The 17387-nt window shown below is 44.8% G+C and carries 19 protein-coding genes and 1 rRNA gene; 12 read left to right on the forward strand and 8 right to left on the reverse strand.

All coding sequences use genetic code 11. The annotated features are described in order from the left end of the window. Positions 1–86: 86 nt before the first annotated feature. The 3 genes from C6Y45_RS09025 to C6Y45_RS09035 all read right to left on the reverse strand — a co-directional run bounded on the left by C6Y45_RS09025 (position 87) and on the right by C6Y45_RS09035 (position 3090). Entirely contained in the window at positions 87–1361 is a 1275-nt protein-coding gene (locus tag C6Y45_RS09025; RefSeq protein ID WP_107584897.1) for a peptidase, read from the reverse strand. 29 nt (positions 1362–1390) lie between these two features. Continuing rightward, positions 1391–2698 (reverse strand): flavin monoamine oxidase family protein, encoded by a 1308-nt coding sequence (locus tag C6Y45_RS09030; RefSeq protein ID WP_160058262.1) that lies wholly within the window; start codon positions 2696–2698, stop codon positions 1391–1393. A gap of 155 nt (positions 2699–2853) precedes the next feature. Then, a complete protein-coding gene (locus C6Y45_RS09035; RefSeq protein ID WP_107584899.1) occupies positions 2854–3090 on the reverse strand; it encodes a NifU family protein in 237 nt (78 codons plus the stop codon). Positions 3091–3221: 131 nt separating this feature from the next. Here C6Y45_RS09035 and C6Y45_RS09040 point away from each other — a divergent pair, with 131 nt between their 5' ends. After that, positions 3222–3530 (forward strand): YuzD family protein, encoded by a 309-nt coding sequence (locus C6Y45_RS09040; RefSeq protein WP_342752436.1) that lies wholly within the window; start codon positions 3222–3224, stop codon positions 3528–3530. A gap of 130 nt (positions 3531–3660) precedes the next feature. Here the strand turns inward: C6Y45_RS09040 and C6Y45_RS09045 are convergent, their stop codons facing one another. Continuing rightward, a complete protein-coding gene (locus tag C6Y45_RS09045) occupies positions 3661–4770 on the reverse strand; it encodes an NAD(P)/FAD-dependent oxidoreductase (protein ID WP_342752437.1) in 1110 nt (369 codons plus the stop codon). Between the two features lie 216 nt (positions 4771–4986). Between C6Y45_RS09045 and C6Y45_RS09050 the strand changes: the two genes are divergently transcribed. From C6Y45_RS09050 to C6Y45_RS09060, 3 genes are all read left to right on the forward strand, one after another. Beyond that, positions 4987–5223: a YuzB family protein gene (locus C6Y45_RS09050; RefSeq protein ID WP_107584915.1), complete on the forward strand. Its 237-nt coding sequence runs from the start codon at positions 4987–4989 to the stop codon at positions 5221–5223. A gap of 146 nt (positions 5224–5369) precedes the next feature. Continuing rightward, entirely contained in the window at positions 5370–5606 is a 237-nt protein-coding gene (locus C6Y45_RS09055; RefSeq protein WP_107584902.1) for a hypothetical protein, read from the forward strand. A 76-nt stretch (positions 5607–5682) separates the two neighbouring features. Beyond that, positions 5683–6159, forward strand: a complete 477-nt coding sequence (locus C6Y45_RS09060) for a hypothetical protein (protein WP_107584903.1) — start codon at positions 5683–5685, stop codon at positions 6157–6159. Here C6Y45_RS09060 and mqnE read toward each other — a convergent pair. Next, complete coding sequence (gene mqnE / locus C6Y45_RS09065; RefSeq protein WP_107584904.1) at positions 6156–7250, reverse strand: aminofutalosine synthase MqnE; 1095 nt, start codon at positions 7248–7250, stop codon at positions 6156–6158. The two genes, C6Y45_RS09060 and mqnE, sit on opposite strands and share 4 nt — an antisense overlap. Before the next feature lie 336 nt (positions 7251–7586). On the opposite strand from mqnE, the gene C6Y45_RS09070 reads away from it, so the two are divergent. Further along, entirely contained in the window at positions 7587–7937 is a 351-nt protein-coding gene (locus tag C6Y45_RS09070; protein ID WP_107584905.1) for a HesB/IscA family protein, read from the forward strand. Positions 7938–8106: 169 nt separating this feature from the next. On the opposite strand, the gene C6Y45_RS09075 is transcribed toward C6Y45_RS09070, so the two are convergent. Then, positions 8107–9102 (reverse strand): NAD(P)/FAD-dependent oxidoreductase, encoded by a 996-nt coding sequence (locus tag C6Y45_RS09075; RefSeq protein WP_107584916.1) that lies wholly within the window; start codon positions 9100–9102, stop codon positions 8107–8109. 378 nt (positions 9103–9480) lie between these two features. Between C6Y45_RS09075 and C6Y45_RS09080 the strand changes: the two genes are divergently transcribed. From C6Y45_RS09080 to C6Y45_RS09085, 3 genes are all read left to right on the forward strand, one after another. After that, a complete protein-coding gene (locus tag C6Y45_RS09080) occupies positions 9481–10689 on the forward strand; it encodes an NAD(P)/FAD-dependent oxidoreductase (RefSeq protein ID WP_107584906.1) in 1209 nt (402 codons plus the stop codon). A gap of 288 nt (positions 10690–10977) precedes the next feature. Then, entirely contained in the window at positions 10978–11103 is a 126-nt protein-coding gene (locus tag C6Y45_RS17495; RefSeq protein WP_160058264.1) for a YuiA family protein, read from the forward strand. A gap of 61 nt (positions 11104–11164) precedes the next feature. After that, a complete protein-coding gene (locus C6Y45_RS09085; protein WP_107584907.1) occupies positions 11165–11494 on the forward strand; it encodes a YuiB family protein in 330 nt (109 codons plus the stop codon). Positions 11495–11574: 80 nt separating this feature from the next. Here C6Y45_RS09085 and C6Y45_RS09090 read toward each other — a convergent pair whose 3' ends face one another. Next, positions 11575–12054: a divergent PAP2 family protein gene (locus C6Y45_RS09090; protein WP_107584908.1), complete on the reverse strand. Its 480-nt coding sequence runs from the start codon at positions 12052–12054 to the stop codon at positions 11575–11577. Between the two features lie 433 nt (positions 12055–12487). Here C6Y45_RS09090 and C6Y45_RS09095 point away from each other — a divergent pair, with 433 nt between their 5' ends. Genes C6Y45_RS09095 through C6Y45_RS09105 form a run of 3 tightly spaced genes read left to right on the forward strand, consistent with a single transcriptional unit; the run spans position 12488 to position 15587 of the window. After that, complete coding sequence (locus C6Y45_RS09095) at positions 12488–13036, forward strand: TRAP transporter small permease (protein WP_245922625.1); 549 nt, start codon at positions 12488–12490, stop codon at positions 13034–13036. 21 nt (positions 13037–13057) lie between these two features. Continuing rightward, positions 13058–14332, forward strand: coding sequence for a TRAP transporter large permease (locus C6Y45_RS09100; protein ID WP_107584909.1), 1275 nt, complete (start codon positions 13058–13060; stop codon positions 14330–14332). Positions 14333–14390: 58 nt separating this feature from the next. After that, the gene (locus C6Y45_RS09105) at positions 14391–15587 is read left to right on the forward strand and encodes a DctP family TRAP transporter solute-binding subunit (protein WP_107584910.1); all 1197 of its coding nucleotides are present in this window, start codon (positions 14391–14393) and stop codon (positions 15585–15587) included. Positions 15588–15675: 88 nt separating this feature from the next. Here C6Y45_RS09105 and C6Y45_RS09110 read toward each other — a convergent pair whose 3' ends face one another. Further along, entirely contained in the window at positions 15676–16263 is a 588-nt protein-coding gene (locus C6Y45_RS09110) for a biotin transporter BioY (protein WP_107584911.1), read from the reverse strand. A gap of 1023 nt (positions 16264–17286) precedes the next feature. On the opposite strand from C6Y45_RS09110, the gene C6Y45_RS09115 reads away from it, so the two are divergent. Next, positions 17287–17387, forward strand: a 16S ribosomal RNA gene (locus C6Y45_RS09115); the annotation flags it as partial.

Here is a 17387-nt window from a genome sequence, read left to right on the forward strand (position 1 = left end):
CCAGAAAAAACTGTTCCGCTTCGATACAGCGGAACAGTTTTTTCAGTGGCTGTTTCAAAAGAGGTGCGGGACTCCGAAGCTTCACTTTACGCGTTATTTTCTGGCGTTCCGCACCAATCAATAATAGTGTGAAACAATACTTCCGTAAAAGCAAACACACGGTCCAGCTCTACGGATTCGTTAGGAAAATGAGCCATACTGGTCGTGCCGGGACCGAAGATGATGCTTGGAGTGCCGGCATATTGAGTCAGCATCCCTCCGTCCGTCCCCCAATTGGAAGCCTGGATGACCGGCTGCCGCTGCTGCGTTTTTTCAAACGTATTCGTTAAAATATCGACGAGGGGGTGGGGGAGATCTACGGCTCCCGGGATCCAGTTTGCTCCGAACCATTCCACTTCCACAGGATATTTTTTAAAAAACTCATCATACTGTTCCAGACGATGGAGCGCTTGTTCCAGCTCCTTTTTTGCTTCCTCGATCGTTTCATCCGGGCCAATACCGTAGCGTCCCTCCATAACTACCTGGGATGGGACGGATGAAGGCCAGCTGCCGCCCTGAATTTTTCCGACGTTAATAGGAATAGGTATTTTTATGTTTTTAAACATAGGATCCTGCAGACGGATATTCCGTTCATTTTCAAGAGACATAAGCGTATCGTATACTTTCCATGACTTTTCGAGAGCACTGATTCCTTCAAAGCGTGTGCCGGCATGAGCTGATATCCCTGAAACGGTGACGCGGAACCATGTGGAACCCTGCTGTTTTGGTACAATCTTCATCTCAGTCGGTTCCGGAATGATAGCTGCATCAGCCCGGTATCCACGCTCGATAGCAGAGAGTGTACCGGCTCCCCCTGTTTCTTCCTCTACCACACTTTGAAAAATAAGGTCCCCCTTAAGAGGGACATTCAAGTATTGGACAGCTTCCACTGCTGCAAGGAGTGCGACGTTCCCTGCTTTCATATCAGTGGTCCCGCGGCCGAACATTTTTCCGTCTTCAATAAGACCGGAGAAAGGATCGTGCTCCCATTGTTCAAGAGCCCCTTCCGGAACCACATCGACATGGCCGTTTAAAAGAAGAGAGCGGCCTCCGCCTGTGCCTTTCAACGTTGCGCATACGTTAGGGCTGCCTTCAAAGCTTTTTCTTTCAGACGTGAAGGCGGGATGATCTTTTATTAGTTCAATATCCGGTTCCCACATATCCACGTCGAGTCCGGCAGCTTTAAGACTGTCCGCTATTTTCTGCTGAAGCTCATATTCTTCTCCGGAAAGTGTGGGGTGCTGGACCCATTCCTGAAGCAGATTAATATAATGGTCCCGGTATTGGCTGAGATAGGATTGTATATTGTATACGCTGTCCATTTTATTATGCTCCTTTCACACTGCTGAATTTATTTCAGGTGCTGGATTATATAATTTCTTACTTTACCGGCTGTTTTTATTCCGCTTTCAAGCGCACCGTCCATTAAGCCGGCCCCCCCATCGGCCAGGCTGTCTCCAGCAAGAAAAATACCATTTTCTTCCCGGTTCAGCTCCATATGATACCGGGTCAGCTGATTTTTACCGTGCATTGACCAGGTCTGGCCGGCAAATTTATCACGTGTCCAGTCGTGGCCGGCACAGTCCATTATTTCAACATCAGGAAGAATTCTGTGTACGGCATCTTCAACATCACTGATATTGGAAACGTCCAGTTTGCCGGCGTCGCTTCCAAAGCAGACGAGAAACGAGCCGTCCTCATCTTCATATTCATATTGAATATAATTCAGCGGAAAGTGGGCCGGAGCAGCTGCTATAAATGGTTCCGGGGAGCTCTTGATCCTGACCCATACCTTGACGCCCCTGGATACGGCTTTTTCTTTACCCGCCTGCCTTTTGACGGAGGAGAGAGGAGGGGAAAAAGCAACATTTTGTATCACTGGAGGAGGAAGCGTTACGATGACGGTGTTTCCATGGAAAGTTTCCCCTGCCTGTGTAGTGACGGCATACGTTTCGTCTTTCTGCTTTTCTACAGCTGTTACTTCGCTGGAGAGATGTATGTCGCCTTTTACATCAGCGGCTATACAGGAAATGAGTTCTTTCGTTCCGTTTGTAAGCTGGAAAGCTGAAAAAGTTTCGAGCAGTCTTTTCCAGTCATTCATGGAAAGAGCCAGCCACCGGAGTGAATGGGTATAGGAAGCTTCTTCCGTCCGGCCGTGAAAGATGAGAGACCAGAGGCTGTCCATCCATTCGTATTCCGAAGAAGTGAGTTTCATTCTGTTGAGACGGTCTCTGGTGGACAAACCGTCAATTTCCAGCAGTTTTTCCTGCTGTTCCAAGGGACGGTATGGATTTGGGAAATAAAAAGAGGCTTCATCTGTCAACGTTTTCATTCTTTTTTCAAGAAAAGTATACAGCAGATTCAGAGGAACTTTTTTGACTGATTTTCCGTTGTGCCATTGTAACGTTTCCACCTTCACGTGCTGGGTAGTTTCAAGATTGTATTTAGTTATTTCACTCCATATATGGGGTTCATACCAATGAAACCATGTACCTCCCATTTCAAGTTTTTTTCCCAGGCGCTCATCTGTCCATGCACGTCCGCCGAGACGGTTTTTAGCTTCCAGCACGAGCGGATGGCAGCCGTTTGCACTCAGTTCCCGCGCAGCAGCCAGCCCGCTGAATCCTCCTCCTATAATAATTGCATCGTATGCCGCCATTACTCTCACACCTCCTGTTCTGTACGCTCCCAATTTATAGGAGGGTTTTACCATTCTGTTTACCTTTTTTCTGAGCCCATAAACTTTAGGAAACACCAAAAAAAGCCCCGGCCGCTTGGCCGGGGCTTTTTTTTATGAAAATGTTATCGGTTGAATTAAAATACTTGTTCGAGTTCAGTAAATCCTGGAACTTCTTCCAGAAGTGCACGCTCAATACCGGCTTTAAGAGTGATTGTGGAACTTGGGCATGAGCCGCAGGCGCCCATAAGGCGGACCTTTACCACTCCGTCTTCAATATCCACCAGTTCTACGTCGCCTCCATCACGAAGAAGGAACGGACGTAATTTATCGAGTACTTCCTGTACCTGTGGTTCCATTGTTTCTGTAGTCATTGCATACACTCTCCTTTCCTTTAACAACCATTATAGTATCATTGGAGACAAAAATCCACGGCTGAGGCTTAATTTTATTCAGACAGAAAATAGTTCGTGGTAAAATGAAGAAAAGAAAGGATGTGACAGCGGTGAAAATAACGGTTTATGGAGCAGAACAGAAATGTGCCAGCTGTATTCACCTGCCGAGTGCACTTGAAACAAAAGAGTGGCTCGAAGCAGCGGTCAGCCGCAGGTTCCCCGAGGATAAAATTGAATTTCATTATTGTGACATTGAACATCCGGAAACAGAAGAAGAGCGCCGTTTTTCAGAGCTGATTCTGGACGATGAATATTTTTATCCTCTCGTTGTCCTGAATGGAGAAGCTGTAGCAGAAGGGGATCCGAGACTTCCGGCGCTTTACAGAGAAATTGAGAAGTCTCTCCCGGTTCAGCCGTAAAGTGCATAGGGGACCGTTTTTTTACAGCTTGTTAACTAAGCCCCCTGTACCCGGAAAAAGCTGCTTTATCAGCTTCATCATAAAAAGAGTGCCGGATTTCTGTACCGGCACTCTTTTTGTTTCTGGCCGATCAGGATCCGGAATGATGCTTGTACATCCAGAGCACTCCTGATTTCAGAACGCGGGGCACCCGGCCGACCAGTTTTCTTTCTCCCATCAAACCGAAGCCATGTTTCTTTCCGAGAGAGCCGAGCACGCCCTTAAGTTTCATTTTCGGAAGTGTTTCCGGATAAGGAAGGTTCCGCCACTTTTTGCTCAGCAGAATAGCAATATTGTCTCCCTGTGCTTCTGCGAGCTGAGCACTTGGTGCGTGCTCGGAAGCGGCACAGTCTCCCACAATAAACGCGTCTTCGAATCCGGGAATATGGTGATATTTTGTTGTTTCGACACGGCCCATACGGTCGGTTACGAGGTCGTGTTTTGCAGTAAGATCCCGGACAAGCTTATTCGGCTGCACGCCGGCTGTCCAGATAATGGCGTCAAGTTCTTCTGCTTCTCCATGGTTATACAGGATGTTCCATTCTACTTTAGTAATGTTCGCCCGGTTAATAAGGGTAACGTTGTTTTTATGAAACCAGTCCGTCACATAATTATAGAGTTTGGGTGGAAACATGGAGAGGATATTTTCTCCGCGGTCGTAAAGGCGGATATCCAGATCTTCACGGCTCTCCCGAAGTTCACTCGCTGTTTCCACGCCGCTGAGACCGCCTCCGATAATAGCGACTTTTCCGCCGTGGGGAACATTCTGAATAATCTGGTTCGTCTTGCGTGCACGTCGCATACTTTGAATACTCAACGTCTTTTCCTGGGCACCGGGTACTCCGTGATATTTGTCTTCACAGCCCAGACCGATAAGCAGATCATCATATGTAAGTGTTTCCCCTGATTTCAGTTCGACCGTTCTGTCTTCCAGGCGAATGTTTGTAACAGTGTCACATACGTGCTCAAGCCTATCGTCCTCCGGGAAGGAAATACGCAGATGGCGGTCTGCCACTGTACCTGCTGCCAGGGCATAAAACTCTGTTTTTAAACTGTGATAAGCTTCCCGTTCCACCAGAGTAATTTTAAAATCTTGTATTTCTTTATCTGCAAGTAATCTCTGGATCACGCGAAGCCCTCCGTAGCCTCCTCCTAAAATAACGAGATGGTGCACGGGATCAACCCCTTTCAATCGTGCCAAAGGAGAAGAAGCGGCTGCTGCCGTTCTCTCAACTTCCAACGATGTAATTAGTACAATACCATTGTTAAATATACCAGTTTTTTGAGAGGTACACAATCAAATTTGAAAGCGGTTTACGAATTGCTTCTCCTTTACCCTTCTGAGTCCGGAATGTTGACAAACAGAGGTGCTGCCCTTAGCATAAACGAAGAAGAAAATAATGAGGTGAAGCTTGAAATGAAACCTATCATAGAGTTCTGCATCAGTAATCTTGCGAGCGGGACACAGGAAGTTATGGAAGAACTGGAGAAAGATCCGGACCTCGATGTTATCGAATACGGCTGTCTCAGCTACTGCGGTATGTGTGCCCGCAGCAGGTATGCTCTTGTAAACGGGGACATGGTCACTGGAGACACGAATGATGAACTGCTGCAGAATATTTATCAGTATTTAGAAGATAACCCAATGTTTTGATAAAGAAAGGTCCTCTGTCTCCGGCAGGGGCCTGATTTTTCTCAACGGAGCCGGCTTTTAGTCTTTACTTCTGCCGCCGCTTCGTTTCTTTTAAAAAGTTCCATTACTCTTTATAGAAATTTACAGTTTAGAAAGCAGGTGAAAGTGTGAAGCCGCTGCCGTTTGATCATACGTGGCCCTATGAAAAGCAGATGGGCGAAATTTATGTGGATACATGCCCCTACTGCGGGGAATCCAACGTTCTTACTTACATGAAAGCCAACACTCTGAGCCGGGCAAAGGAAGGGGTAAAAACAAGACTTAATTTTCCGTGCTGTCTACAGACAATGACAATTTTAGAAGCGGATGACGATTATTTTTGGGCGGATGAACCGCTTCGTTAAAAAAATGCATTTTATTGTATAGGCAGGTGTTTATCTTTTTTTCTCCTTCAGGCTGTTTATAAAGTGTTTTTTATACATGCCTATGCAAATTCCTGCTTTCGCCTCCTCAGGACGCTTTCCGGGCGGGCCGGCTTCAGCTAATTTCTTCCTCCCACTGCTCGGAAGAAATGGATCTTCTGCTCGTCCTATCTCGCCTCGGAGTCGCCTGCTGCAGCTCCAGCAGGAAAATAAAAAGAAGGTTCTTCTTCTAAAAAATGTGTTAATTCCGCCCTTTCTTCCATTCAGGAGAGGCTTTTTCCTCCGGAACGACCGGCGGGGACGCCGGTGGGATAAAGCGAAGTCGGAAGATCCTTTTCCATGGCCGAAGGGCTGGAAAATAGCTGATGACGAGCCCCACGGCAAGCTTCCGCCGGGGAGTGTAGGAGAAAGCTATACGCTCAGAAGAATAATTATTCTGAAACCAAGACTTAATCAACACGCTGAAAAAGCCACCGGCCTTATGCCGGTGGCTTTTTGTTCATCGCTGCCGCTGCAGGAGCTGCAGAACTATTAGTAAGATTTAATTACGTTGTAGAAGGTGTCCCGTTCGACCGGTGTTTTACCGGCACCTTTAATAAGGTGGACCAGTTCGCTTCGTGTCAGACTCTGGGAAGTTAAGGCACCTACAGAGTGTGAAATTCTTTCTTCAATAAGCGTGCCGTGAATATCAGAACTGCCGAAAGCAAGGGACATCTGGGTCAACTGTACACCGATGTTAATCCAATAAGCTTTAATATGATCAAAATTATCGAGCATCAGCCGGCTGATAGCTACTGTACGCAGATCGTCATATGCTGAGGTACGGCGTTTAAGTCCTGCACTTGCTTTACGAGGCTGCATCGCGAGTGGAATGAATACCATGAATCCGTTTGTTTTATCCTGAAGCTGTCGGAGCCGGTCCATATGAATCAGGCGTTCTTCTTTAGATTCAATAGACCCGTAAAGCATTGTGGCATGAGTTTTCATCCCAAGATCATGGGCAATTTCATGTGCTTCGAGCCACTGATCAGTAGAAGCTTTGTCGGGACTCATTTTAGCCCGGTAATTTTCAGTTAGAATTTCTGCCCCGCCGCCTGGAAGAGTATCAAGCCCGGCTTCGACAAGCTGTTCCAGCACTTCGCGCATAGAGATGCCGGCGTGACGCGCAAAAAATTCAATTTCCGCACCGGTATATGCTTTAATTGCACACTGCGGATAATGCTTTTTAAGCGTACGGATAGTATTCAGGTAATAGTCGAAAGGAACGTCCGTGTTATGGCCCCCGACGATGTGAAACTCCCGGATATTGTCATTCCAGCGTTTCTGAACGTACTCAAGAAGTTCCTCTTCGTGCATCGTGTAGGCGCCTTCCTCTCCGGGCTTACGTTTGAAGCCGCAGAAGGCACAGCTTGCTTCACAGACATTTGTTGGATTAATGTACATGTTCTCTATGAAATAGACGTTGTCACCGTTTTTCTGCTCGTTCACCTGATTGGCGAGCTGGGCGACAGTTAGTAGATCCGGAGTTTCGTAAAGTGTCAGACCGTCTTCAATTGTCAGGCGTTCTCCGTTTTTAACTTTCTCCTGGATTGCCTGCAGTTTGTCATCCATTACGATTGTGCTCATTTATAATCCCCTGCCTTTTCTATGTTAGGATATCCTTCAAAACAGATATCCGCTGCAGTCTTCTCTGCTTCCGCTCACGGCTGGAGTGCAGATTGTGTTTGTCAGACCTGCCATTATTACCCCGAAACAGTGCCGGATAATTGTTACTGCAGTTATCAAAAATGATACGCGGCGTTCAATAGTGCTTCTGATTAAAGAACTTCCGCCCGAAACTATCTATATCTTACCACCAACCAAACTTCCTTGCCAAACGCAACGAACGTGTACAGGAAATTTGAAGGAAAAGATGCATGTTGTTATACTAATAGGAAGAGGTTATTTAAGGAGGCGGAGTATATGATTACGATTACTGAAACAGCTGCTGCTCAGATTAAGCAGATGATGGAAGATAATGAAGATGCAAACTATATGAGAGTTGGTGTGCAGGGGGGAGGCTGTACTGGTCTTTCCTACGGCATGGGATTCGACTCGGAAGTACATGATGACGACAGTCAGGTTACGATAAACGGGATTGATCTCGTGATCGATAATGAAAGTGCACCGATGCTTGACGGTGTCACGATCGACTACAAGCAGAACATGATGGGCGGCGGATTTACACTCGACAATCCGAATGCGATAGCCAACTGCGGCTGTGGCGCGTCTTTCCGTACAGCCACAAACGCCGGGAAGCCGGAAGACTGCTGATATTTTCAAACAAAAAGATCTGTCCCCGCCGATTAAGGCGGGGACAGATCTTTTTTATGCGGAAGCTTAACCCGCAGACGCAATAAAAGTTTCATATTATTAAAAGTACAGCTGCCCGATCAAAATAAAGTTTTTCATTACCTGCAAAGAACGTTAAAACTGCTGAAAATTAAAAGAGGCTTGTGCTGTGTCCTGCAGTTGCCTTTGCTTTTGGATCAACGAGCACTTTTGCTTTGTTTACGGCAGTAGGGGCCTCACCGAAGCCTGTAGCTATAAGTTTTGCTTTCCCTTCATACGTTACGATATCTCCAACGGCGTATATACCTTCAATGTTGGTTTCAGTATTTGAATTAACGACGATGGAATTTTTAACGATTTCAAGTCCCCATGTTTTAATTGAACCAAGATCAGAGACGAAACCGTAATTCACGATCAGCGAATCGATATCCACTTCCTCTGAATGGTCTCCATCTTTGTGCTTCAATGTCACGCTTGTAATCTCATCGTTTTCATAGTGGAGCTCTTCAATACTGTAAGGTGTTTTTACGTTAATGCGTTCGGAATCTTCCATCTGCGAAACACTGTGTTCGTGGGCACGGAATTTATCCCGGCGGTGGACGATAGTCACTTCTTCTGCAATATCTTCGAGCATAAGTGTCCAGTCGACGGCCGAATCTCCGCCGCCGGCAAGCACCACTCGATCACCGGCAAACTGGTTAATGTCGTTTACGAAATAATGAAGGTTCGTATCTTCAAATCGTTCTGCTCCTTCAATTTTCAGGCGGCGGGGCTGGAATGCTCCGACTCCTGCGGCAATAACAACCGTTTTTGTTAAATGTTCCCCTTTATTTGTGCGCAGTGTAAAAATCCCATCCGCATCTTTCTCTACATCCTGTACGGCTTCCCCGAGGGCAGTAGCAGGATCAAACTGGACTGCCTGCTCTACAAGGTTGTCCACCAGCTCCTGTGCCAGTACTTTTTTGTACCCTGCAACATCATAAATGTATTTTTCGGGGTACAGGGCAGAAAGCTGGCCTCCGAGCTGGGGCATAGCTTCGATAATTTTAACTTTCATCTGACGAAGACCGGCATAGAAAGCCGTATATAATCCGACGGGGCCGCCGCCGATAATGGTCAGGTCGTATACTTCTTGATCTTGTGACACTTTAAAGACACCTCCGGCTTTAATATATTCCATTAAACTATTATAGCCTTTCTCTTGTTTAAAGAAAAGGGAGGGGGATTGAAAAGGGCCGGTATTTATGGTTGAGAAAAAAAGAGGAAGAGGATAGAATAGAGAATGGATGTGCAGATTTCATCAATTGTTCAAAAAAAAGTTGAAAATGCCGGATAAACACCCTAAAATTACAGAAGTATCCTATGAAGAGTAAAAAAAGTACATACAGCTCAAAGAGCGGCAGTGTCTTTCTGCAGACAATTACGTGAAAAAAATCACATTATATACCGCATATTCAGTGTGAGGTGCGTTAGTGGCAGATTTCCTTGAGCTGTAAAAATTCATTAATTTATTGGAGTGAGCAGAATGAGCAATAAACCGAATATCGTCATTCTAGGAGCCGGCTACGGCGGGATGATTACTGCTGCCCGTCTGCAGAAATCGACGGCGTCAAAAGATGCAAACGTGACACTTGTTAACAAAAACGACTACCACTACCAGACAACCTGGCTGCACGAACCGGCTGCAGGAACTATGCATCACGATAAAACCCGTATGGATATATCCAAGGTACTCGATTTAAGTAAAATTAATTTTGTTCAGGATACGGTAGTGGAAATTAAGGCGGAGGAAAAGAAAGTTGTGCTTGGCACAATGGAGCTTGACTACGACTATCTTGTAATAGGACTCGGTGCAGTGCCGGAAACGTTTGGTATTCCGGGAGTTAAAGAGCATGCTTTTGGCATTACGAATGTGGACTCGGTACGTCAGATTAAGGACCACATTGATTATCAATTCGCAACCTACAGTCAAATGGACGAAAAGCACGACGAAATGCTGACCATTGTTGTGGCAGGGGCAGGATTCACCGGTGTGGAATTTGTTGGAGAGCTTACAGAACGAGTGCCGGAACTCTGCAAAGAATACGACATCCCACGTGAAAAAGTAAAACTCGTATCTGTGGAGGCAGCTCCTACCGTTCTTCCCGGCTTTGATGAAGAGCTCGTAGAATATGCAATGAATCTCCTCGAAAGCCGCGGAGTCGAATTTAAAATCAATATGCCGATTAAGGAAGTACGTGCAGACGGAGTCCTTCTTAATGATGATACGATGCTGAAATCCAACACGGTAGTCTGGACGACAGGTGTACGTGGGAACCCAGTGGTGGAAAACTCCGGGTTTGAAGCGATGCGCGGCCGTATCAAAGTTGAAAAAGATCTGCGCGCTCCTGGTTATGAAGACATTTTTGTTATCGGAGACTGTTCACTGATCATTAATGAAGAAACAGAGCGGCCTTTCCCACCAACGGCGCAGATTGCTATTCAGCAGGCATACACGTGTGCCAATAATCTTAAAGCGCTTATTGAAGGTAAAAAAGAGCTCGAAGTATTTAACCCGGAAATTAAAGGAACTGTAGCCTCCCTTGGAGGAAATGAAGCCATTGGAGTAGTTGGATCCCGTAAGCTTTATGGTAATTCCGCCTCCGTAATGAAAAAAATGATCGATAACCGCTACCTGTACCTGCTCGGCGGAGTACCGCTGGTCATGAAAAAAGGAAAGCTGAAATTTTATTAAATACACCCCATCTAAATCCATCCGGTTTTCCGGATGGATTTTTACTATCCTATTATGCTGAACTCGTTACGAAAGGGAGGTGCGTGTAAGAGTCGATTTTGATAATTAGGCAGAAAGGGACCGCTGATCCTGACTGCAGGAAAGATAAAATAACAGGATGGTCCTTTGAGAAAGAGGAAAAAGAAGATGTTTGCGCTTACATGGAGATATAAAGAGGAAATTAAGTTTTTGCAATGACTGAGAAAAGATGTTATATTATCAGAAATATCAGATAATTGAGGTGAGAATATGTATCAGCGCAAACAAAATAAAAGTTCCAGCTGCGCTTACTGCACCGGCCGCGGCTATCATCAGCTGCTGCTTGGCGGATCTGAAACGTGCAGCCGCTGCCAGGGGTCAGGTAAGAGACGCTGACCTTTCATCATTGACGTCTTCCTTTCAATTCAGTAAACTGATTTTGACTGAATGAAGGGGGATGCCACGCTTGTTAAATTTGCCGCAGCTTATTATAGCAGTACTGCTGTATTTTGTTCTTTTCTTTGGAATTGGGTTTATTTTAAATATGCTGCTTCGTTCGACCTGGGTAATGGCTGTTATTTATCCACTGGTCGTTTTATTTATCGTAAGTGAAGCAGGTTTTTTCAGTTACTTCACGTCTCCCGGGAATTCTTTTTCAGTTCTCGGGAACAGTCTGGCTTCGCTCACGTTTGTGGATATTTTCATATTGAGTGCCGGCATGGTTGGTGCAGTTCTTGCCGGGATTGCAATAAGGATGCTCCGCGTGCGGGGGTATCAAATGTTCTAAAAAATCCGCCGGGGATGAATTTCCCCGGCGGATTTTTAACTTTCTTTATTCAGCTGTGTCATCTTGTAAGGCCGAAAAGTTTAAGTGTTAAAAATAAAATGAAGAGTTAAAGCAAGGATAATACCTAAGAGACCTCCGAAAAAAACTTCAATAGGCTGGTGTCCGAGAAGCTCCTTCAGTTCGTTTCTCTTTTCTTCTTCTTTTTTCTCCGGCCAGTGTTTCATTTCATCACGAAATTTAGTGAAGTCCATAACCAGCTGATTAACGACAGTAGCCTGTTCGCCGGCGTGCCACCTTACACCTGTTGCATCAAACATAACAATAACACCGAAAATAACCGCGATAGCAAAATAAGGCGAACCAAGGCCGTGTTCAATGGCAAGAGCAGTAGCGAGGGCAGTGACGGCCCCGGAATGAGAACTCGGCATACCCCCGGTGCTCGTAAGAAGGGTCCAGTCTACTCGGCGGCTTGCTATATACAGGAGAGGAACTTTAATGAACTGGGCAAAAGCGATTGTAAACAGTGCCACGAGCAGAGGGAAGTTGGTGAAAAATTCCATTGCAGTATAAACGTCCTTTCCTGATAAAAAATATAAAAAGTACACACGCTATTATAGCATATTACAGCCGGATGATAAGCTGGGAAAGCTGGAGAAGAAAAAAATCGCAGACAGTATGTAAAATTATGTTTTAACTTATACTCATAAGGGTAAAAAAGTTATCAAACCAATAGTTAGTCAAAATCCCTCAAATTCGTAGCTGCAGGCCGCTTCAGCAAGAATGAGTCTTCTGCTGTGCTCCCATGGGCCTGGATATACTTATATGCGTTTTGAGACTTTCTATTTACTGTATTATCCTATTAAATAGGATGCCCGACCCAAAATACATATTTCACTGCTGGTATTTTTTGTTATAATGAAGGAAGGAAACAAACTGCTGTTTCCTTCCTTCATTCAATAAAAACTTCATATTTTACTAAAGGGGGGATGGGCATTGGAAACCGTTAAAAAGTTTTTGAAGCTGCTTGATACGGGGCTCCACACACTTGAAAAGTTTATTCTTAAGTGGGCGATTATCGTGATTTCCGTTATGACGTTCGGAAATGTTATTTACCGGCTGGTGACTGGGAGCAGCTGGCACTTTGCAGCAGAGATAAGTCGTCTGTCTGTTATTGTGGCGAGCTTTATAGGCATCAGTTATGCTGCACGCAAGGGCCGGCATATCAGTATGTCTGCTTTCTTTGATCTTTCACCAAGGCCTGTTAAAAAAGCGCTGGCAATTATTATTCCCTTTGTTACAGCCATTGTCCTGTTTGCAGTTGGTTATTTCGCAGTACTGTACACGCATGGTATTTACGAATCAGGCCGTACAACAGCTGCGCTGCAGTTTCCTTTCTGGCTGATGGTAGTAGCTATTCCAATAGGGTGTTTCCTCGGAGGGATACAATTTCTTCGCAATATGTGGATCAATATTGTTAATAAAGAAATTTATCTGGCACAGGACAAAAAAGATTACAGTGAGCAGCAGGAAACACAAATCTAGAAGAACAGAGAGGAACATACTATGCTTTGGACATTATTAGGGGTAATGGTCATAACACTGTTACTGGGCTTTCCGATGATGATTCCGCTGATTGCAGGGCCGCTCATAATGATTCTGTTCTTTATGGACGGGCTTGAACCTACTATTATGATCCAGCAGATGGCGGAAGGAATATCATCGTATGTACTTATAGCCGTTCCACTTTTTATCTTTGCGGCTGACATAATGACATCCGGAAGGACTTCTCAGAAGCTTCTCGACTTTGTAGGTGCTTTCGTCCGGCATTTAAGCGGAGGTTATGCGATTACGACTGCAGCTGCCTGTACGATGTTCGGTTCAATTTCCGGTTCCACACAGGCGACGGTTGTAGCCATCGGTAAACCGATGCGGCAGCGGCTGCTCAAGGCGGGATACAAAGATTCGAGTGCAATTGCTTTGATTATCAATGCGAGTGACGTAGCTTTACTTATACCACCGAGTATCGGAATGATTATTTATGCTTTAGTTGCCGATGCGTCAGTAGGGGATCTCTTTATTGCCGGAATAGGGCCCGGAGTACTTATTTTCATCTTTTTCGCTGCCTATGCGTTTATACATGCGAAAATTTTCAATATTCCTCTTGCTCCGAAAGCGGACTGGAAGGAAAGGCGGAGCGTATTTATCAAAGCGCTTATGCCGCTTGGATTCCCTGTCATTATTGTAGGGGGGATTTATACCGGCCAGTTTACACCAACAGAAGCTGCGGGTATTTCTGTTCTTTACGCACTGATTCTGGAAGTTTTCGTTTTTCGTTCCATTAAACTGAAAGAGATACCGGATATCGCCTTGTCATCAGGGATCGTTACATCCGCTGTATTTGTACTTGTGGCGGGAGGGCAGGCATTTTCCTGGGTCATATCGTTTGCGAGAATTCCCACGATGCTCACAGATGCCGTAATTCCTGCAGATCCTACAGCGCTGCAGGTGCTGGTCATCGTAGCGGTTTTCTTTTTCATCGGATGTATGTTTGTAGATCCGATTGTAGTAATTCTTATCCTCACGCCAATCTTTGCGCCGGTAGCAACGATGGCCGGGGTGGATCCTATTCATCTTGGGGTAGTTATCGTATTCCAGGCGGCACTCGGATCAGCAACACCGCCGTTTGGAGTCGACATATTCACCGCGAGCGCCGTGTTTAATAAATCCTATCTGGATGTTATACGCGGGACGCCGCCTTATATCGTAATATTATTGTTAACATCAGTATTAGTAATCGTTTTTGAAGATATATCCCTCTTCCTGCTCAACCTTTTCTAAGAGACAGGGGAGTGTATCTTTAAAATAAATAAAAAAAATTATGGGGGTATGTAAACGTATGTTTAAAAAAACAGGTTTACTAACAGGAGCTTTATCTTTAAGTTTTGTTCTTGCCGCATGTGGCGGCAACGATGATGGGGCAGACAATGGAAATACAGACACTGGTAATAATGGAGACAACGGAGAAGCTGCCGGGGATATCGAACCGCAGGAATGGCGCTTTGTCGTGGAGGAGACCCAGGGTCAGGTGCAATATGAATATGCACAAGAGTTCGCTGATCTGGTAGATGAAAAATCCGGCGGGGCACTCGATATTGATGTATATGAATTTGGTGCACTCGGAAGTGAGGTCGACCAGGTTGAGCAGCTGACACAGGGTATCGTTGAATTTGCAATCATATCTCCAGGGTTTACGGGTACACTCGTACCGGAAGGAAACATTTTCGCTCTCCAGTTCCTGTTCACAGATGATCAGGAAACGAATCAGGAGATTTTGAATGAATCAGAAGCAATTAATGAGCAGCTTGTTCCTCTTTATGAAGAGCAGGGAATCCTCCCACTGGCTTTCTGGACAGAAGGTGCTATGCAGTGGACAGGAAACTCTCCTCTTCAGACTCCAGACGATTTCCAGGGCTTCCAGATGCGCACTCAGGAATCTCCTTTAATTCTGGAATCGTATGAAGCATACGGAGCTAACCCTACTGCTATGAGCTGGGGAGAATTATATACAGGTCTGCAGCAGGGAGCGGTGGACGGTCAGGAAAATCCTATCTTCTTTATCGCGGATGCCAACTTCAACGAAGTACAGGACTACATGACAATATCCAATCACAACATGTATGTAACAATGACTACAGTAAATCCGGATTTCTATAATGGACTGGACGAAGAGGTTCAGCAGATTATTGATGAGTCTGTCGAAGAAATGCGGGAAAGAGGGTTCGAAATTCAGGAAGAACAGAATAATGAATTCCTGTCCCAAATTGAAGACGACGAAGATAACCCGACAGAAATCACCGAACTTTCCGAAGAAGAACGGGACGCTTTCCGTGAACTTGCCCTTCCTGTACGTGACTACTTCCGTGAAAATGGAGGAGATCAGGCTGAAGAAATCCTCGATACACTGGAGCAGGAAATCGAGGATATGAGTGGTGAGGACATTGGCGCTGGTGAATCCGGGGACGATGCAGAAGATGAAGTGGATAACGAAAACTCAAATAACGATATGAACGAAGATGAAGACGACGAAGAATAATCTGATAAAACAAGAAACCCGCCGCTGCGTAACCGCAGCGGCGGGTTTCTTGTTAATTGCGGAAATTTGGTGTTTATTTACATAGGAATCATGCGGCTTTCTGCCAGACAGGCTGCACAGCTTTTCTTGAATAAAGTTGATAAGCCAAAGTTGCCGTGAAAAAAATTAAAATCATATCCTTAATGAAAAAGGCGCTCATTCCGGCAGCTATAATAGTAAAACTGGCGTCAGCTGCCCCGAGCACATAGGCTGTATAGAAATAAAGGTAAGGAACACCGATCCCGTAATTTAAAATTAAGCCTGCTGTTCCTGCAAGAAAAAAACCACGCTTTGTTTTTTCACGCATTCTCTCACTTACAAAACCGGCTGCATAAGCTATAAAAATGAAAGAAATGATAAATCCAAATGTTGGTGAAGCAAGTACGGAAGTTCCACCGCTGAATCCGGCAAAAACAGGTGCTCCGGCTAATCCAAGAAGAATGTATCCAACCATAGAGAGGACACCTAATTTTCTGCCCAGTATAATTCCTGCAAGAACGGCGACGGCACTTTGAAATGTCAGGGGCACCCCGCCGAGTGTAATAAAAGCGGCAAGGTTAGCGCCCACAGCCATGAGAGCAATGAACATAGCAGCGTACGTAATATGTAAAGCGGAAAATCGTGGTGAAGCGGACATAAGAAAACCTCCTATTGTTAACTTTTATTTATTTTGGTTAACAATAGAATACGTCGTTTATTTTGTATCTGTCAATTGAAAATTTTGTATTTCTTTGAATTTTATCATTAAGACGGGCATGGGCCGCTCCTGTTTACGTCGAGTGTTTTTACACTGATTTGGGGAAGAACGTTGTACACTCCAGAAAAATCGACTTGATTGAATAAATTTATCTGGTGAAATCTTGTATGCCGGTATTTCAGTAGGAAGGTGATTTTCTGTGAGTGAAAGCGGAAAAAATAACTTCTCTTCCTATATAGAATAACCAGTATATAATAGCTTGAAAAAGGTCCAGATCCCGAAAAAACAGATCTTGTCTTCCTTACATGGGGTTTTCTCAGATCTATATTAATACAGGAACTTTCTTCGAGGCTCAGGCTTTGTAGAAAAGGATCAGTTTTGGCCGACCCGAATTTCCATAGAAACGAAGCCGTGAAATGTTCTTATTCGTTGTTTTATTTCAAGGCAGCCAGTTTAAAAGACAAAAAAGGGGGATAACCAGTTTTTGATTCATAACCAATTAACGATTTGAATAGAGCAGCCAGAAAAGTATTGAATTTTTACAGTTACATGTTTAGAATAGTTCAGGCCGGTCCGAATCGGAACCTGCTTTTTTTAAGAAGTTCAGCCTTTTAAAATTCATTGAAGAAATCGTGAAAAGTATTAAATAAATGGTTGTCAGAAGAATGCTATTCTGGTATATTATTAATTGTCGCTGATGAGGCGCCGAGTAACAAACAAAAAACACTTCATTTTCTTTTTAGAAAGTTATTGACTTAGTTTTTTGGAAGTGATATATTAATTAAGTCGCCAAAAACGGCGGCGCGATGATTTGCCCTTTGAAAACTAAACAAAAGACGATTGTGAAGGAAAAAAGAGAATGAATCATTCTCTGTCAATTTTTTAAAAAGAATCTTTAGCCAGATTCCGTTTTGCAAGCGAAGCATCCTGCTTCGCAATGTCAGAAGTTCAAACTTCGACGATTTATCGGAGAGTTTGATCCTGGCTCAGGACGAACGCTGGCGGCGTGCCTAATACATGCAAGTCGAGCGCAGGAAACCGGCGGAACCCTTCGGGGGGAAGCC

Origin of the sequence: Alkalicoccus saliphilus, from assembly GCF_003044065.1 — a bacterium.
Classification (GTDB): domain Bacteria; phylum Bacillota; class Bacilli; order Bacillales; family Salisediminibacteriaceae; genus Alkalicoccus; species Alkalicoccus saliphilus.

Excerpts from the sequence above, each read along its gene's own strand:
- C6Y45_RS09025 (WP_107584897.1), bottom strand. The coding sequence starts at position 1,361 with ATGGACAGCGTATACAATATACAATCCTATCTCAGCCAATACCGGGAC.
- C6Y45_RS09030 (WP_160058262.1), bottom strand. The coding sequence starts at position 2,698 with ATGGCGGCATACGATGCAATTATTATAGGAGGAGGATTCAGCGGGCTG.
- C6Y45_RS09035 (WP_107584899.1), bottom strand. The coding sequence starts at position 3,090 with ATGACTACAGAAACAATGGAACCACAGGTACAGGAAGTACTCGATAAA.
- C6Y45_RS09050 (WP_107584915.1), top strand. The coding sequence starts at position 4,987 with ATGAAACCTATCATAGAGTTCTGCATCAGTAATCTTGCGAGCGGGACA.
- C6Y45_RS09060 (WP_107584903.1), top strand. The coding sequence starts at position 5,683 with ATGCCTATGCAAATTCCTGCTTTCGCCTCCTCAGGACGCTTTCCGGGC.
- mqnE (WP_107584904.1), bottom strand. The coding sequence starts at position 7,250 with ATGAGCACAATCGTAATGGATGACAAACTGCAGGCAATCCAGGAGAAA.
- C6Y45_RS09070 (WP_107584905.1), top strand. The coding sequence starts at position 7,587 with ATGATTACGATTACTGAAACAGCTGCTGCTCAGATTAAGCAGATGATG.
- C6Y45_RS09080 (WP_107584906.1), top strand. The coding sequence starts at position 9,481 with ATGAGCAATAAACCGAATATCGTCATTCTAGGAGCCGGCTACGGCGGG.
- C6Y45_RS17495 (WP_160058264.1), top strand. The coding sequence starts at position 10,978 with ATGTATCAGCGCAAACAAAATAAAAGTTCCAGCTGCGCTTACTGCACC.
- C6Y45_RS09085 (WP_107584907.1), top strand. The coding sequence starts at position 11,165 with ATGCCACGCTTGTTAAATTTGCCGCAGCTTATTATAGCAGTACTGCTG.
- C6Y45_RS09090 (WP_107584908.1), bottom strand. The coding sequence starts at position 12,054 with ATGGAATTTTTCACCAACTTCCCTCTGCTCGTGGCACTGTTTACAATC.
- C6Y45_RS09100 (WP_107584909.1), top strand. The coding sequence starts at position 13,058 with ATGCTTTGGACATTATTAGGGGTAATGGTCATAACACTGTTACTGGGC.
- C6Y45_RS09105 (WP_107584910.1), top strand. The coding sequence starts at position 14,391 with ATGTTTAAAAAAACAGGTTTACTAACAGGAGCTTTATCTTTAAGTTTT.
- C6Y45_RS09110 (WP_107584911.1), bottom strand. The coding sequence starts at position 16,263 with ATGTCCGCTTCACCACGATTTTCCGCTTTACATATTACGTACGCTGCT.